Raw genomic sequence first — 19,161 nt, 5'->3', positions numbered from 1 at the left:
CATCGCATCGAGGCTGGTGGTGCGCGGTCGGCCTTTGTTACCGGCTGGAATTGTTTTCGCATTTGCCGGTTTTGGCGCAATAAGTCCCTGCCGTGACATGAATCGTCGTTTGGCGTGAACCGGAAGATTGCCGAAGAATGATGCGCGGTGCAGTATGCCGTGCGCGGCAAGGGACTTGGGGAGAGTTCATGGTTCGGCCAGTGGGTGAAGTGGATTCGATTTCCGGCGGGGGAGCGAAAACGATCCGCTCGGTTCGAACCCGTCCGGTGCGCGCCCGCGGACCCCGGATCCCCACCCTGCCGCGTTTGCTGGCGGCGGCCGTCGAAACCGATCCCGACGCGGTGGCTCTGATCCTCGCGGACGAAACGGCCACTCTCGCCACGCTGACCTACGCGGAGCTCGACGAGCGATCCACCCGCCTGGCGCGGCAGCTGATCGAACGCGGCGCCGGGCCGGGCGATCTGGTGGCCATCGGGATTCCGCGGTCCATCGAATCGCTGCTGGCGGTGTGGGCGGTGGCCAAGGCCGGCGCGGGCTTCGTGCCGGTGGACCCGAAGTACCCGGCCGACCGGATCGCGCACATGGTCGCCGATTCCGGTGCGGTGCTGGGGCTTACCGTCGAAGCCGCGCGACCGGAACTGCCCGGGTCGGTGGAATGGCTGGTCATCGATACCGAGGCAGCGCGGGCGCGGCTGGAATCCGGTTCGACCGAGCTGGTCACCAATGCCGACCGGGTGCGGCCGTTGCGGGCGCATCATCCCGCGTACGTCATCTACACCTCCGGCTCGACCGGCCTGCCCAAGGGCGTGGTGATCTCCCAGGCCGCCGTATCGGTGTACTGCGCGGTGCAGCGTGAGCGCCTGGCCGCCACTTCGGACGCGCGGGTGCTGCACGTGATCTCGCCGTCCTTCGACGTTTCGGTGGGCGAACTGCTGCTGGCGATCGGCGCGTCCGCGACCCTGGTGATCGCCGTGCCGGAGGTGTACGGCGGTACGGAACTGGCGGCCCTGCTGCGCCGGGAACGGGTCAGCCACATGATGATCACGCCGTCGGCGCTCACCTCGGTCGATCCGAGCGGGCTCGACGATCTGCGGGTGATCGTGGCCGCCGGTGAGGCCTGTCCGCCGGAGTTGGTGCGGCGCTGGGTGACCCCGCTCGCGGATGGTGCGGCGCGCCGGTTCGTGAACGGGTACGGGCCCACCGAGGCGACGATCCTGGCCAATACCGCCGATCTGACGCCGGACGGGCCGGTGACCATCGGCGGACCGCTGCGCAGCGTCACCGAATACGTGCTGGACGAGCGCTTGGCCCCGGCCCCCGCGGGTGTCGCGGGTGAGCTGTATCTGTCGGGTGATCAACTGGCTCGCGGGTATCACAACCGGCCGGGGCTCACCGCCGAACGGTTCGTGGCGAATCCGTTCGGCCCGCCCGGTTCGCGCGCCTACCGCACCGGTGACTTGGTGCGGCGGGCAGCCACCGCGGAGCTGGAGTACCTGGGGCGCAATGACTTCCAGGTCAAGATTCGCGGGTTCCGGATCGAGCTCGGCGAGATCGACGAGGTGCTGGCGGCGCATCCGAGCGTGGACTTCGCGGTCACCATCGGTCACGAACTCGCGGGCGGGGCCACCATTCTCGCGTCGTACGTGCACGCGCCCGGCGGGGCGGCGATCGAGGTGGACGAGCTGACGGACCTGGCCGCGCGCCGGCTGCCAGCCCATATGGTGCCCGCCGTGATCACGGTGCTCGACCGGATCCCGCTCACCCCGGTCGGCAAGCTGGACCGCCGGGCGCTGCCCGTACCGCAGCTGCGGGTCGCCGAGTTCCGGGCTCCGGCAGGGCGTTTGGAAGTGCTGGTCGCCGAGGTGCTGACCGAGTTGCTCGGGCCGGCGGATCCCATCGGCGCGGACGACAACTTCTTCGAACTCGGCGGCAACTCGCTGATCGCCGCCCGGGTCGCGGCGCGGCTGGGGGCGCTCATCTCCGCACGAGTGCCCGGCCGGTTGCTGTTCACCGCGCCGACCGTCGCCGCGCTGGCGGCCGAACTGGCCGGACTCGAAGGCGCGGGCGGGCGGGCCGAACTCGTGGCACGGCCACGCCCGGAACGCATTCCGCTGTCGCCCGCGCAGCAGCGCATGTGGTTCCTGAACCAGTTCGATCCGGCGTCGGCGGCGGAGAACCTTTCCTTCGCGCTGCGGCTCACCGGGCCCCTCGATATCGCGGCGCTGCGGGCCGCGTTCGGCGATGTGATCGAGCGGCACGAGGCATTGCGCACCGTGTATCCGGTCGTGGACGGTACCGGGCAGCAGATGATTCTTCCTGCCGTGCAAGTGATTCCGGTGCTCGCCCCACAATCGATCGGAGCCGGGGAACTCGCCGGCTGGCTGGCGGGACACGCGCTCGCCGGGTTCGATGTATCGGCCGCTGTGCCATTGCGCGTGGAACTGGCCCGGCTCGGCGCCGACGATCACGTCCTCGCGATCGTCGTGCACCACATCGCCGCCGACGGCTTCTCTACCGGGCCCTTCGCGCGAGATCTGCTGTCGGCCTTCCTGGCTCGTCGTGACGGCATGGCTCCGAACTGGGCTCCGCTGCCGATCCAATACGCCGACTACACGCTGTGGCAGCGCGCGCTGCTCGGCGACGAGCGGGAACCCGGATCGGTCGCGGCCACCCAGATCGCCTACTGGCGTGCGGTGCTGGCGGGAATTCCGGACCGGCTCGAGCTGCCCACCGTGGGTGTCCGGCCGACCGTGGCATCCGGACGGGGCGCGACCTACGGGTTCGAGATCGGCCCGGAACTGGTGGCGCGGATCGACGAGCTGGCCCATGCCGCTGGGGCATCGCCGTTCATGGTGTGGCACAGCGCTTTCGCCGCGCTGCTGGCCCGGCTGTCCGGCACCGGTGACATCGTGATCGGCACCCCCGTGGCGGGGCGCGGCGAAGCCGAACTGGACGACCTGATCGGCATGTTCGTCAACACCCTGGCGCTGCGCCTGCGCGTGGATGCCGGTGACTCGTTCGCCGAACTGCTCACCGCCGCGAAAGAGGTGGACCTGGCGGCGTTCTCGCACGCCGAGCTGCCCTTCGAACGACTCGTGGAAGTGCTGGACCCGGTCCGCACGCAGGCGCATCATCCGCTGTTCCAGGTGGCGTTGTTCTTCCAGAACCTGGACGCCCCGCGCGCCGAGCTGCCCGGGCTGACGGTGGAGGCCGTCGAACCCGACGGTGCGATAGCGAAATTCGACCTGCAACTGTCCCTGCTGCCACGGGATCACGATGGAATGGGCGGCGTATTCACCTACGCCACCGATCTTTTCGATGAACGCACGGTGGCCGGGTTGGCGGATCGGCTGGTGCGGCTGCTGTCCGCGGCGGTCGCCGACACCTCGGTGGCGATCGGCGATCTCGACTTGCTCGACGCCGCCGAGCGGACGCGAATCCTGCTGGACTGGAACGATACCCGGCATCGGGTGCGCGGGGGTTCATTGCTCGACGGCTACCGGCGCGCGGTGGCCGCCCACCCCGACGCGGTCGCCGTGCACTACGAAGGCGCGGAGCTGACCTACCGGGAGTTCGACTGGCGGGTCAACCGGCTCGCCCGGCTGCTGATCGCGCAGGGCGTCGGCACGGAATCGCTGGTGGGCCTGGCCGTGCGCCGCTCGCTGGACCTGGTGATCGGCATGTATGCCGTGGTCACGGCGGGCGGTGCGTACGTGCCGCTGGATCCCGACCATCCGGCCGAGCGGATCGCGCACATTCTCGGCACCGCGCGACCGGCCTGCGTATTGACCACCACGGCCGACAGCGTCCCGGTTCCGGCGGGCACCGATGTCGTGCTCCTGGACGCCGTGGACCTGAACGCCTACTCTCCGGCTCCGCTGCTGGACACCGAACTGGCGCGGCCGATCCGCCCGGACCATCCGGCCTATGTCATCTTCACCTCCGGATCCACCGGCCGTCCCAAGGGTGTCGCGGTCTCCCACGCGGCCATTCACAACCAGATCAGCTGGATGGTCGCCGAATACGGCATGACCCCCACCGACGTCTACCTGCAGAAGACCGCGACCACCTTCGACGTGTCGCTGTGGGGCTATTTCATGCCGCTGCGGGTGGGCGCGCTGCTGGTGGTCGCCACCCACGACGGGCACCGCGATCCGGCCTACGTGGCCGAAACCATTGCGCGGCAGCGCGTCACCATGACCGACTTCGTGCCGTCCATGCTGACCGTGTTCGCCGCGCACACCGCGCCGGGCGGGCTGGAGACGCTGCGCGAGGTCTTCGTGATCGGCGAGGCGCTGCCGCCGGAGACAGTGGCCGGGTTCGCGGAGATCTCCGCGGCGCGCGTGCACAACCTGTACGGGCCCACGGAAGCCGCGGTGTCGGTGACCGGATGGCAGGCGCGCGGTGACGAGCGGGGTTCGGTGCCGATCGGTTCGCCGCAATGGAATGTCCGGGTGTACGTGCTGGATTCGCGGCTGCGGCCGGTGCCGGCGGGTGTCGCCGGTGAGCTGTATCTGGCCGGTGATCAGCTGGCGCGCGGCTATGTGCGGCGTCCCGATCTGACCGCGGATCGCTTCGTGGCCAATCCGTTCGGATCCGGGGAGCGGATGTACCGCACCGGTGACCTGGTCGTCTGGCGTGCCGCGGGGGATGATCGCCCGGCTCGCCTGGATTACCTCGGCCGCACCGATTTCCAGGTGAAGTTCCGGGGCCAGCGCATCGAGCTGGGTGAGATCGAAACCGTACTGCTGGCGCAGGATTCGGTGAGTGCGGCCGTGGCATCGGTCATGGCCACAGAGACCGGTGATCAGCTGGTCGCGCACGTGGTCGCGGTACCCGGACGGAGCATCGAGAGCGCGGAACTGCTTGCCGCACTCGGTGATTCACTGCCCCGCTACATGATCCCGTCCGCCGTCCAGGTCATGGACGAGTTTCCGCTGAACGCCAGCGGCAAGCTCGATCGCAAGGCGCTGCCCGCGCCCACCTTCGGCGCGCGTGACTTCCGGGCTCCCGCGACACCGCTCCAGGAGATCATCGCGGGCGTCTTCGGCGAGGTGCTCGGTGTCGAACGCGTCGGCGCCGAAGACGATTTCTTCGCGCTCGGCGGTAATTCGCTGGTCGCGACCGCCGCGGCGGCACGGCTCGGCGCGGCCCTCGGCGATCGGGTGGCGGTGCGGGCGCTGTTCGAAGCTCCGACCGTCGCCGGGCTGGCCGCGGCCGTGCAATCGCGGACCCGCCTGGGGCGCGCCCTGGAACTGGGCAGTATCGAACGGCCCGAACAGCTTCCGCTGTCGCCCGCGCAGCAGCGCATGTGGTTCCTCAACCGCTTCGAGGATCACGGCGACGGTGTGGTTTCCGCCGGTTCGGCCGCCTACAACCTGCCGCTCGCGCTGCGGCTGACCGGCAGCCTCGACGTGGCCGCCCTGAGCGCCGCCCTGGACGACGTCGTGACGCGGCACGAAGTGCTGCGCACCGTCTACCCGGAGACGCCCCGGGGCCCGGTCCAGGTCGTGTCGTTCATCGGCGACGCCTCGCTTCCGCGCCTGACCACCGTGCGCCTGCCCGCGGCCGAAATGACAACGGTCGTACACGAACTCGCCATGACGGCCTTCGACGTCACCCGCGAGGTGCCCATCCGGGTGCGCCTGCTGGAGATCGCCGACGCGACCGAGCCGGAGTACGTGCTCGCGGTGGTCGCCCACCACATCGCCGCCGACGCCTCCTCCCTGGTGCCGCTGGTGCGCGACATCATGATTGCCTACACCGCCCGCAGTGCAGGCACCGCACCCGGTTGGACGCCCTTGCGGGTGCAATACGCCGACTATGCGCTGTGGCAGCGCGAACTGCTCGGGTCCGAATCCGACCCGGAATCGATTGCGGCACAGCAGCTCGCGTACTGGAAGCGCGAACTCGCCGACCTGCCCGACCTGCTGGAGTTGCCCGCCGACCGGCCGCGCCCGGCGGTGGCGTCCGCGCTCGGCGCCCGGGTGCCGGTGATGATCGACCCCGAAATCCATGCGGGTGTGGTGCGCCTCGCCCGCGAACACCACGCGACGGTCTTCATGGTCGTCCACGCCGCCTTCGCCGCCCTGCTCGCCCGCCTCTCCGGCTCCGGCGACATCGCCATCGGCACCCCCGTGGCGGGCCGCGGTGAACGCGAACTCGACGACCTCATCGGCATGTTCGTCAACACGGTCATCTTCCGCACCCGCGTGCACGCCGCCGACTCCTTCGCCGAACTGCTCACCGCCCAACGCGAAACCGACCTGCGCGCCTTCTCGCACAGCGACATCCCCTTCGAGCGCCTGGTCGAGGTCCTGAACCCGCCCCGCACCACCGCCCACCACCCCCTCTTCCAGGTCGGCCTGTCCTTCCAGAACATGGCCCGCTCGGCCCTCGAACTGCCCGGCCTGACCATCACCCCCGTCGAGTCGGACCTCGCGGTATCCCAATTCGACCTGCACCTCATCGTCTCCGACGAATACGACGAAACCGGCGCGCCGGTGGGCATCGGCGGCTACCTGACCTACGTCACCGACCTGTTCGACGCCGAAACAGCAGCCGGCTTCGCAGACCGGCTGAACCGCCTGCTTGCCGCCGCCATCGCCAATCCGTCGGTACCCGTGGGTGATATCGACCTGCTCACCCCGGCCGAAAGAGCCGACCTGCTCGAAGCCGAGTCCGCGCCCCCGCAGCCGATCGACCTGGCGGCGACACTGGGATCACTAGTGGACCGAACCGCCGAAACCCGCCCGGCCGCACTGGCGCTCACCGGTCCGGACGGCGAAACCCTCACCTACGCCGAACTGGCCGCCCGCGTCAACCGCCTGGCCCGCAAGCTGGTCGAAGCGGGCGTGGGTCCGGACACCCTGGTGGCCTTGGGCATTCGGCGCTCTGCCGACCTGGTGATCGCGATGTACGCGGTCCTGGCGGCTGGTGGCGCGTACGTGCCGCTGGATCTGGATCAGCCCGCCGACCGAATCGCCTACGTGGTGGAGACCGCGAACCCGGTGGTGGTGCTGACTACCGGGCGTGATGGTTTCGACTTCGCCGGTTCTTCGTCATCCGTTTCTGCCGACACGGAGACACTGCGCATCGATGAGCTGGACCTATCGGGTTACTCCGACGCGCCGCTGACTGACGCGGATCGTGTTGCGCCGCTGCGTGCCTCGAACGCCGCGTACGTGATCTTCACCTCCGGTTCGACCGGTCGCCCGAAGGGTGTGGCGGTTTCGCATGCCGCGGCGGTGAACCAGATTGCGTGGATCAGCAACGAGTACGGTCTCGATACCGACGATGTGGTGTTGTTCAAGACCCCGCAGACCTTCGATGTGTCGGTGTGGGAGTTGTTCGCGCCGATTGCCACCGCCGGCCGCATGGTCATCGCGACCCCGGACGGGCACCGCGACCCGCAGTACCTGGCGGATGTCATCGCGGCCGAGGGCGTCACGCTGACTTCGTTCGTGCCGTCGATGCTCAGCGTGTTCGCGAGCAGTGTGGATGCGGCTCAGCTGACGTCGTTGCGGGCTCTGCTCATCGCGGGTGAAGCGTTCACTTCCGATGTGGTGCAGGCGTTCCGCCGGGTCAGTGACGCGCCGTTGCACAACCTCTACGGTCCGACCGAATTCACCGTCCATGCCACCTACGCGCCGGTCGCGGAGGACGTGCAAGGTGCGGTCCCGATCGGCCGTCCGGTGTGGAATGCGCGTGCGTATGTGCTGGATTCGCGTCTGCACCCGGTCGCTCCGGGTGTGGCGGGTGAGCTGTACCTCGCGGGTGATCAGCTCGCGCGTGGTTACGTCGGCCGGGCGGATCTGACCGCGGATCGTTTCGTGGCCAACCCCCTGGGCAACGGTGAGCGCATGTATCGCACCGGTGACCTGGTGCGCCGTACCGCCGCTGGTGACATCGTCTATATGGGTCGTACCGACTTCCAGGTGAAGCTGCGTGGCCTGCGTATCGAACTCGGTGAGATCGAGTCGGCCTTGACGGCTTTCGATTCGGTCGGCCAGGCGGTCGTGGTCATGAATTCCGACCCGCGTACCGGTGATCGCCTCGTCGGTTACGTGGTGCCCACCGCTGTCGCAGCCGAATCGACCGATACGGCTGCGACGTTGGATATCGACGCGCTGCGGGCGCACCTGGCGTCGCGCCTGCCGTCGTACATGGTCCCGGCCGCGCTCGTGGTGCTCGATGCCATGCCGCTCAATGCGAACGGCAAATTGAATCGAAAGGCGCTGCCGGAGGCGGAGTTCGAAGCCACGGTCTTCCGGGTGCCGTCGACGCCGATCGAGGAGATCGTGGCGGGCGTCTTCGCCGAGTTGCTCGGGGTCGAGCGGGTGGGGGCGGATGACGACTTCTTCGCTCTGGGTGGGAACTCGCTGGTGGCTACGCGGGTTGCGGCGCGGCTGGGGGCGGCGCTGGATACCCGGGTTCCGGTGCGGGTGTTGTTCGAGGCGCCGACGGTTGCGGGGCTTGCGGTGATGGTGGAGCGGCAGGCGGGGCGGGGGCGGCGAGCCTTGACCGGCGGGGCGCGGCCGGAGGTGGTGCCGTTGTCGTTGGCGCAGCAGCGGATGTGGTTTCTCAATCGGTTCGAGCCGGGGTCGGCGGCTTACAACATTCCGGTCGCGGTGCGGTTGAGTGGTGAGCTGGATGTGGCGGCGTTGCGGGCGGCGGTGGGCGATACCGTCGGGCGGCACGAGTCGTTGCGGACGGTTTATCCGGAGGTGGATGGAGCGGCGCGGCAGGTGGTTCGGCCGGTTGCGGAGCTGACGTACGAGCTGGATCCGGTGGTCGTGACGGCGGATTCGGTGCGGGAGCGGATTGCCGGAGTGGTGTCGGAGGGGTTCGACGTGACCCGCGAAGTTCCGTGGCGGGCCGGGTTGTTCCGGGTCGAGGCGGAAGCGGACGCCGTCGGTGATGCCGCGGAATACGTGCTGGTGTTCGTGGTGCACCACATCAGCGCCGACGGCTGGTCGATGGGTCCGTTCACGCGCGACATCATGCTGGCCTATGCGGCGCGGGTGAACGGTGCTGCTCCGGCCTGGAGCCCGCTGCCGGTGCAGTACGCGGATTACACGCTGTGGCAGCGTGAAGTGCTCGGCTCCGAGGACGATCCGGGCAGCCTCCTCTCCGCGCAGGCCGGTTACTGGCGTGCCGCGCTGGCCGGGCTGCCGGACGAACTGAATCTGCCCGCGGATCGGCCGCGCCCGCCGGTGGCTTCGCTGCGTGGCGGCACGGTGAGTTTCGATATCGGCACCGAGGTGCAGCGCGGGCTGAATGCCATTGCGCGGGAACACAACGCGACGCCGTTCATGGTGATGCACACCGCGCTGGCGGTATTCCTCGCCCGGATGTCGGGCACAAGTGATATTGCGATCGGTACGCCGATCGCGGGGCGCGGCGAGGCCGAACTCGACGATGTGATCGGCATGTTCGTCAATACGCTGGTGCTGCGGACCCGCGTATCGGGGCGGCAGTCTTTCGCGGACCTGCTGGCAGAGGTCAAGGACGTGGATCTGGCGGCGTTCGCACATGCGGATATGCCGTTCGAGCGGCTGGTCGAACTGCTGGAGCCGGAGCGTTCCACGGCGCGGAATCCGTTGTTCCAGGTGGCCCTGTCGTTCGAGAACCTGCCCGACGCCGGGTTCGAGCTGCCCGGATTGCGGGTCGGCGCAGTGGATTTCGCCATCGACACCGCGAAATTCGATCTGGAGCTGCGGGTCGTCGGCGCCTCCGAGAACGGGGCGGTAGGCGTATTCACCTTCGCCCGGGATTTGTTCGACGAAGCGACCGTGGCGGTGTTCGCGCAGCGCTTCCTGCGCCTGCTGGCGGCCATCGCGGCGCGGCCGGAGATCGGTGTGGGTGCGATCGACATCCTCGACCACGATGAACGCGCCGATCTGGAAGCCCGATTCGGGCTGCCCGCCCTGCCGGCGCGCACCCTGCCTGACCTCATTGCCGACGCGGTGACGATCGATCCCGGAGCGCCCGCAGTGGTGTTCCAGGGGAGGAGTCTGTCCTACGCAGAATTGGACGCCCGGTCGAATCGATTGGCGCGCTTGCTGATCGAGCGCGGCATCGGAGCCGAAGACCTTGTCGCGGTCGCGGTACCGCGCTCCGACGATTCCTACCTCGCCGAGTGGGCGGTATCGAAGACCGGTGCGGCGTTCGTACCGGTGGACCCGAACTACCCGGCCGACCGTATCGCCCACATGATCACCGATTCCGGTGCGCAGGTCGGACTCACCGTGGCATCGGTGCGAGCCGATCTGCCGGACTCGGTGGCGTGGCTCGTACTCGATGAGCTCGAACTGAACACATTCGCGGACAACAGAATCGAGCCGGTTGATCGAGTTCGATCACTGCGTCCGGAACACCCGGCCTATGTCATCTACACCTCCGGTTCCACCGGCGTGCCCAAGGGCGTCGTCGTCACGCACCAGGGTCTGGTCAACTTCGCCGTGGAGCAGGTCGAGCGCTATGGACTCGATTCCGCCTCCCGGGCACTGCATTTCGCGTCTCCGTCATTCGACGCGTCGATCCTGGAATTCCTGCTGGCCGTCGGAGCCGGCGGCACCCTGGTCGTCGTCCCGCCGGGAACCTACGGCGGTGCGGAACTGGCCGAGCTGATCCGCGCTGAGCAGGTCACTCATGCCCTGATCACCCCGGCGGTCCTCGCCACCCTGGACCCGTCCGGGCTGGATAGCCTGCGGGTGCTCATCGCCGGTGGCGAAGCGCTGTCGGCGGACCTGGTGGGCAAGTGGGCGGTCCCGTTGGCGGACGGCACGATTCGCGCCTTCCACAATGCGTACGGCCCCACCGAAGCCACCATCATGACCAACCTCAGCAACCCCCTGGTGGCGCACGATCCGGTCACCATCGGCCGCCCGATCCGGGGCGTGCACTCGCTGATCCTCGACGACCAGCTCCAGCCGGTTCCCGTCGGCGTCGCGGGTGAGCTGTACCTGTCGGGCGTGCAGCTGGCGCGCGGCTATCACGCCCGCCCGGGCCTGAGCGCCGAACGGTTCGTCGCCAACCCGTACGTCGCAGGCGAACGTATGTACCGCACCGGAGATGTAGTGCGGTGGACCGGGAACGGCGAGGTCGAGTACGTCGGCCGCGCCGACTTCCAGGTCAAGATCCGCGGCTTCCGCATCGAACTCGGCGAGATCGACGCCGCCCTGACCGCACACGAAGCGGTCGGCTTCGGGGTGACGATCGGCCACCGCACGGCGGCCGGCGCCACGATGCTGGCCGCCTATGTCCTGCCCGCCGCCGGCCGGGAGATCGATCCCGCGGCACTCACCGAGCACCTCGCGGCCCGGCTGCCGGAATACATGGTGCCGGCCGCCATCACGATTCTCGATGCTGTTCCCTTGACGCCCGCCGGCAAGCTGGATCGGCGGGCACTGCCGGAACCCGTGCTCGTCCAGCGCGAATTCCTGGCCCCGCGAACGGCTTCGGAACAGGCGGTCGCCGAGGTGCTGGCGGCCGTACTCGGCCTGGAGCGGGTCGGCGTGCACGACGACTTCTTCGCCCTGGGCGGCAATTCGCTGCTCGCCACCCAGGTGGCGGGCCGCCTCGGCGCTGCCCTGGACACCCACGTACCCGTGCGCACCCTGTTCGAATCGCCCGGCGTCGCGGCGCTCGCCCGCGCGGTCGAACCACAGGCGGGGCGCGGCCGCAAGGCGCTGACCGCCGGGCCGCGCGCGCAGCTCGTGCCCCTGTCGTTGGCGCAGCAGCGGATGTGGTTCCTCAACCAGTTCGACACCGGCTCGGCGGCCTACAACATTCCGGCGGCCGTGCGCCTGACCGGCGAACTGGATGTGGCCGCATTGCAGCAGGCGGTGGCCGACACCATCGGCCGCCACGAATCGCTGCGCACGGTCTATCCGCAGCTCGACGGCGCGGCCCGGCAGGTGATCCGGTCCGCCGAGGAGGCGGTGCCCGACCTGACCCCGGTCCCGGTGTCCACCGACGCGCTGCGGGACAGCATCGCGGAGGTGCTGTCGACGGGATTCGATGTCGCGCAGGAGATTCCGCTGCGGGCCGGGCTGTTCCGGGTCGAGCCGTCACCGGAATCCCTGAACGAGGCCGCCGAGTACGTGCTGGTTTTCGTTGCCCACCACATCAGCGCCGACGGCTGGTCGATGGGCCCGTTCACCCGCGACATCATGCTGGCCTACGCGGCGCGCGCGAACGGTGCGGCTCCGGGCTGGCGCCCGCTGCCGGTCCAGTACGCGGATTACACGCTGTGGCAACGCGAAGTCCTGGGCTCCGAGGACGATCCGGACAGCCTCATCTCCGCGCAGGCCGGCTACTGGCGCGACGCCCTGGCCGGATTGCCGGACGAGCTGAACCTGCCGTCGGATCGCCCCCGCCCGCCGGTGGCGTCCCTGCGCGGCGGCACCGTGTCGTTCGAGATCGGCGACGAACTGCATCACGGGCTGCGCAGCCTGGCGCGGGAACACCATGCGACGCTGTTCATGGTCGTGCACGCCGCCCTCGCGGTATTCCTGTCACGCCTGTCGGGCAGCGCCGACCTGGCCATCGGAACCCCGATCGCGGGCCGCGGCGAGGCCGAACTCGACGACGTGATCGGCATGTTCGTCAACACCCTGGTGCTGCGTACCCGCGTCACCGGGCAGCAGACCTTCGAAGATCTGCTCACCGAGGTCAAGGACACCGATCTGGCGGCCTTCGCGCACGCGGATCTCCCGTTCGAACGGCTCGTCGAACTGCTGAACCCGGAGCGCTCCACCGCGCGGAACCCGCTGTTCCAGGTGGCCCTGTCGTTCGAGAACCTCCCCGAAGCCGGCTTCGAACTGCCCGGATTGCGGGTGGGCGCGGTCGATTTCGCGATCGACACCGCGAAATTCGATCTGCAGCTGTCCATCGCGGCAACCGCCGATTCCGGTGCGGCCGGCACCTTCACCTTCGCCCGAGACCTGTTCGACGAGACCACGGTGGCGGTCTTCGCGCAGCGGTTCCTGCGGCTGCTGGCCGAAATCGTCGCGCGGCCCGGCCATCCGGTCGGCGACCTGGAGCTGTTGTCGCCCAGCGAGTTCGAGGACCTCACCGATCGCCGGGGCGGCGCGACCGAACCGGCGCGCACCTGGCCCGACCTGATCGCCGATGCCGTCGCGATCGACCCGGACGCGCCCGCGGTGATGTTCCGGCACGCCGATACCACCCAACCGGCTACGAGTCTGTCCTACCGCGAACTCGACACCCGTTCGAATCGCCTGGCGCGCTTGCTGATCGCCCGCGGCATCGGCGCCGAGGATCTGGTGGCCGTCGCCGTCCCGCGCTCGGCCGACGCCTACTGCACCGCCTGGGCGGTGTCCAAGGCCGGTGCGGCCTTCGTGCCGGTGGACCCCAACTACCCGGCCGACCGCATCGCCCACATGATCACCGACTCCGGTTCGCCGATCGGGCTCACCGTGGCGGCGGCGCGCGCGAGCCTGCCCGACTCGGTCGAATGGCTCGTACTGGAGGACCTGGAGGACGCCGCCGGTGCGGCGAATACGTTCGCGGACACTGCGATAGCCGATACCGAGCGGGTGCGCCCATTGCGTCCCGAACACCCGGCCTATGTCGTCTACACCTCCGGTTCCACCGGCGTACCCAAGGGCGTCGTGGTCTCCCACGCGGGCCTGGCCAACTTCACCGCCGAGCAGGTGACCCGCTACCATCTCGATTCCACCACGCGCGCACTGCAATTCGCGTCGCCGTCCTTCGACGGATCGATGATGGAATACCTGATGGCCCTCGGCCGCGGCGGCGCTCTCGTGGTCGTTCCACCGGGCGTCTACGGCGGCGAGGAACTGGCCGAGGTCATGCGCGGCGGCGGCGTCACGCACGCGTTCATCACCACCGCCGCGCTCGCCACCTTCGGGCCGGAGGGCCTGGATACGCTGCGGGAGCTGGTGGTCGGCGGCGAGGCCGTCCCGGCCGAACTGATCGCCAAGTGGGCGACGCCCCTCGGTGCGGGCAGCACCGTGCGCGCCTTCCACGACGTCTACGGTCCGACCGAAACCACCATCGTCACCACCATCAGCGATCCCCTGATCGCGGGCGATCCGGTCAGCATCGGCGGCCCGATCCGGGGCACGCAGGCGCTGATCCTGGACAATCGCCTGCGTCCGGCTCCGGTCGGCGTGCCGGGCGAGCTGTACCTGGCGGGCATTCAACTGGCGCGCGGCTACCACCGGCGCGCGGGCCTGACCGCCGATCGATTCGTCGCCAACCCGTACGCGCCCGGCGAACGCATGTACCGCACCGGTGACGTGGTGCGCTGGACCGCCGCCCGCACCATCGAATACGTCGGCCGCTCCGACTTCCAGCTCAAGGTGCGCGGCTTCCGCATCGAGCTGGGCGAGATCGACGCCGCGCTGTCCGCGCACGACTCGGTGGACTACGCGGCCACCATCGGCCATCGCACCGACGCGGGCTCCACCATCCTGGCGGCCTACGTGGTGCCCGCGCCCGGCCGCGCCATCGACATCGCGGCCCTCACCGAGCATGTCGCGGCCCGGCTGCCGGAATACATGGTGCCGACGGCCATTACGGTCCTCGACGCCATTCCGCTGAACCCGGTCGGCAAGCTGGATCGGCGCGCGCTGCCGGAACCGGTGCTGACCCGGCGTGAATTCCAGGCCCCGAGAACGGCTTTGGAACGAACCGTCGCCGACGTGATGGCCGCGGTGCTCGGGCAGGAACGCGTCGGCGTGCACGACGACTTCTTCGCCCTGGGCGGCAATTCGCTGCTCGCCACCCAGGTGGTGGCGCGGCTGGGCGCGGCCCTGGATGCCCGGGTGCCCGTGCGCACGCTGTTCGAAGCGCCGACCGTCGGCGCGCTCGCGGCCGGCGTGGCAGCGCTCGCGGGAGCCGGTGGCCGTCCGGCCCTGACCGCGCGACAGCGTCCGGAGCGGATCCCCTTGTCGCTGGCACAGCAGCGCATGTGGTTCCTCAACCAGTTCGACACCGCGTCGGGCGCCTACAACATTCCCGTCGCGGTCCGGCTGTCCGGCGATCTGGAGGTGGCCGCGCTGCAACGGGCCGTCGCCGATCTGATCGAACGTCACGAGGTGCTGCGCACCATCTACCCGGAGCTCGACGGCGAACCCGTGCAGGTGATCCTGCCTGCGGCACAAGCGATTCCGGACCTGACTCCGGTTCCGGTCGATGCCGGGTCGGTGCACGAGCGGATCGCCGAATTCCTCGGCGCCGGCTTCGACGTGACCACCGAACTGCCGTTGCGCGCCCGGCTCTTCCGCGTCGAGGACGACGAGTACGTCCTGGCGTTCGTCGCGCATCACATCAGCGCCGACGGCTGGTCCATGGGCCCGCTCACCCGCGATGTGATGATCGCCTACGCGGCCCGGGGCGCGGGGAACGCGCCCTCGTGGCCGCCGCTGCCCGTGCAATACGCCGACTTCAGCCTCTGGCAGCGCGAGGTGCTCGGCGTTGCGGACGACCCCGCGAGCCTGCTTGCGGCGCAATCCGATTACTGGCGGAACCGATTGGCCGGATTGCCGGACGAGCTGAACCTCCCGGCGGACCGTCCGCGGCCGCCGGTGGCGTCCCTGCGCGGCGGCACGGTGACCTTCGAGATCGGCGCCGCATTGCAGGGCGGACTCAATGCCCTTGCGCAGGAACACAATGCGACCCTATTCATGGTCATGCACACCGCGCTGGCCGTCTTCCTGTCCCGCCTGTCGGGCACCGGTGACATCGCCGTCGGCACGCCCGTCGCCGGACGCGGCGCGGCCGAACTCGACGACGTGATCGGCATGTTCGTCAATACGCTCGTGCTGCGCACCCGGGTATCGGGCCGGCAGACCTTCGCGGACCTGCTGACCGACGTCAAGGACACCGATCTGGCCGCCTTCGCGCACGCGGACGTCCCGTTCGAGCGGCTCGTCGAGTTGCTGAATCCGGAGCGTTCCACCGCGCGGAACCCGCTGTTCCAGGTGGCGCTGTCGTTCGAGAACCTGTCGGACGCCGGCTTCGAACTGCCCGGATTACGCATCGGTGCAGTCGATTTCGATGCCGCTGTCGCGAAGTTCGATCTCCAGTTGACCATCGCCGGTGCGTCCGATTCCGGTGCGACCGGCATGTTCACCTTCGCCCGGGACCTGTTCGACGCGGCCACGGTCGAGCTGTTCGCGCAGCGATTCCTGCGCCTGCTCGCCGATATCGTGGCCCGGCCCGCGCGTCCAGTCGGTGAATTGACGCTGCTGTCGCCCGCCGAGCGCGCGGATCTCCTCGATCGGCGCGGCGGTGCGGCCGAGCCCGCGCGCACGCTGCCGGAGCTGCTGAGCGCCGCGGTCCAGGCGAATCCGTCCGGCCCGGCGGTGGTGTTCGGCGGGCGCAGCACGTCCTATCGGGCGCTGGACGCCCAGTCGAACCGATTGGCGCGCTTGCTCATCGAACGCGGCATCGGCGCCGAGGACGTGGTGGCGGTCGCCGTCCCGCGCTCGGACGATTCGTACCGCACCGCCTGGGCGGTGGCCAAGACCGGCGCCGCGTTCGTGCCGGTCGACCCGAACTACCCGGCCGATCGCATCGCGCACATGGTCACCGATTCCGGTGCGCTGATCGGCGTGACCGTCGCGGCCGTGCGGGCGGACCTGCCGGACTCGGTGACCTGGCTGGTGCTGGACGACCTGGACCAGGCGGTGAGCGGCGCGAATGCGTTCGCGGACACCGTGATCGCCGACGGCGAGCGGGTGCGCCCCTTGCGCCCGGAGCATCCCGCGTACGTCATCTACACCTCCGGCTCTACCGGACTGCCCAAGGGCGTCGTGGTCACCCACGCCGGTCTGGCCAATTTCACCGCCGAGCAGGCGGCGCGGTATCGACTCGATTCCGGTTCGCGCGCACTGCATTTCGCGTCGCCGTCCTTCGACGCGTCGATTCTGGAGTTCCTGCTGGCGATCGGCGGAGGCGGCACCCTGATCGTCGTCCCGCCGGATGTCTACGGCGGCGACGAGCTGGCCGAGCTGATCCACCGTGAGCAGGTCACCCATGCGCTGATCACCCCCGCCGTGCTGTCCACCCTGGATCCGGCCGGGCTCGACAGCCTGCGGGTACTGATCGCCGGTGGTGAGGCGCTATCCGCCGATCTGGTGGGCAAGTGGGCGGTTCCGTTGGCGGACGGCATGATTCGCGCCTTCCACAATGCCTACGGTCCGACCGAGGCCACCATCATGACCAACCTCAGCGACGCCCTGTCCGCGGGAGCGCCGGTCACCATCGGCGGCCCGATCCGGGGCGTACGGGCGCTGGTCCTCGACGACCACCTCCAGCCGGTTCCGGTCGGCGTGGCGGGTGAGCTGTACGTATCGGGTATCCAGCTGGCGCGCGGCTACCACGCGCGCCCGGGGCTGAGTGCCGAACGGTTCGTGGCGAATCCGTACGCCGATGGCGAGCGCATGTACCGCACCGGCGACGTCGCCCGGTGGACCGGCAGCGGCGGCATCGAGTACGTGGGCCGATCCGACTTCCAGGTGAAGATCCGCGGGTTCCGCATCGAACTCGGCGAGATCGACGCGGTGCTGGCCGCGCACGAGGACGTCGATCACGCCGTCACCCTCGGCCGGGCCACCCCCGCCGGGGAAACGGTGCTCGTCTCCTATGTGCTTGCCGCACCGGGACATACGGTCGACACCGAGCGCCTGGCCCGGCACGCCGCCACCCGCCTGCCCGCCCATATGGTCCCGGCGGCCATCGTCCGGCTGGACGAACTGCCCCTGACCCCGGTCGGCAAGCTGGATCGCGCCGCGCTGCCCGCGCCCGAACTGCGGCCGCGCGCCTACCGTGCACCGTCGACCCGGGCCGAGACGCTGGTGGCGGAAGCCTTCGCGGCGGCCCTCGGACTGGAAAGGGTCGGCGCGGAGGACGACTTCTTCGCCGTCGGCGGCACCTCGCTGCTGGCGACCCGGGTGGTGAGCCGGCTCCGGGAGCAGACCGGGGCGCGCCTGACCGTCGCCGACTTCTTCGGTGCTGCCACCGTCACCGGACTGGCCCGCCGCCTCGGCGATCTCGAGCCCGCCGCCGCACCCGATCCGGCGGCCGCGCTCGGCATCGTGCTGCCCATCCGGGCCGAGGGCGATGCCACCCCGCTGTTCTGTATTCATCCGATGGCCGGGCTGTCCTGGTGCTACTCCGGTTTGACCCGGGTGCTGCCGCCCGGCCAGCCGATCTACGGTCTGCAATCCCCGGCGCTGACGGAATCGGGTTTCGCGCCGGAGTCCCTCGCCGAGATCGCCGCGCGCTACGTCATCGAGTTGCGCGCGGTCCAGCCCGAGGGCCCGTACCGCCTGCTGGGCTGGTCGCTCGGCGGCAAACTGGCCCACGCCATCGCGGCGAACCTGCGGGAGCACGGCGAATCGGTCGAACTGCTGGCCCTGCTCGACGCGTACCCCTATCCCGTCCGGGCCGAAGCCCCGCTCCGGGACGCCCTGCGCGAGACCTTCGCCGGCCTCGGACTTCCCGATGCCATGGCCGAACTGGACGATCAGCTCGAACTGAGCGCGGCGGCCGTCGACAGCCTGCAGGAGTTCCTCGAACGGGACTTCGGTGACGTATCCCACGACCTGGTGCGCCGGATGTCCGACACGGTCATCCGCACCGTGGCCCTGGACCGCGACTTCCGGCCCACCCTGCATCGCGGCGAACTGCTGTTCTTCGGCGCGGGTGCAGCCGACCACGCCGAGGCCGGGCGCGGCGCCGCCGACTGGGCGCCCTTCGTCACCGGCGAGATCGTGAACCATCTCATCCCGTCCACCCACGAAGGAATGACCGAACCGGAAGCCCTCGACCGCATCGGCGCGGTACTCACCGCAGCGCTCGAACGCCTGGACCAGGCCCGGGCGGGCACACCGGACCGCACCCCGGTCCTGACACCGCGCGCCGAAGCGGCCTGGGCAACGGACGCCCTCGACCTCGCCGGCATCTCCGTCCGGAGCATCGGCCTCGATATCGCCGACGGGACCCCGGCCGAACGCATCGATTCCGCTGTCCGTTATCTGATGCACCGGCACCCGGGACTGCGCGTCCGCTTGCGATTCGCCGGGCACGACCCGGGCGACGAGGTCGATTACCGAGGTGACGACTGGCGCTGACGCTCGACCGCCGCGGGGAAGCTACCGT

The 19,161-nt window shown here is 69.6% G+C and carries 1 protein-coding gene; it reads left to right on the top strand.

Annotated features, from left to right (window positions below; translation table 11 throughout):
* Nucleotides 1-188 precede the first annotated feature (188 nt).
* A complete protein-coding gene (locus NY1_RS14025) occupies nucleotides 189-19,133 on the top strand; it encodes a non-ribosomal peptide synthetase (RefSeq protein ID WP_157762223.1) in 18,945 nt (6,314 codons plus the stop codon).
* The last annotated feature ends 28 nt before the right edge of the window (nucleotides 19,134-19,161 follow it).

The organism is Nocardia yamanashiensis NBRC 100130, assembly GCF_001613325.1.
GTDB classification, from domain to species: Bacteria; Actinomycetota; Actinomycetes; order Mycobacteriales; family Mycobacteriaceae; genus Nocardia; species Nocardia yamanashiensis.
Note: the sequence above shows the minus strand (reverse complement) of the source record. Positions and strands in the feature narration are given on the sequence as shown.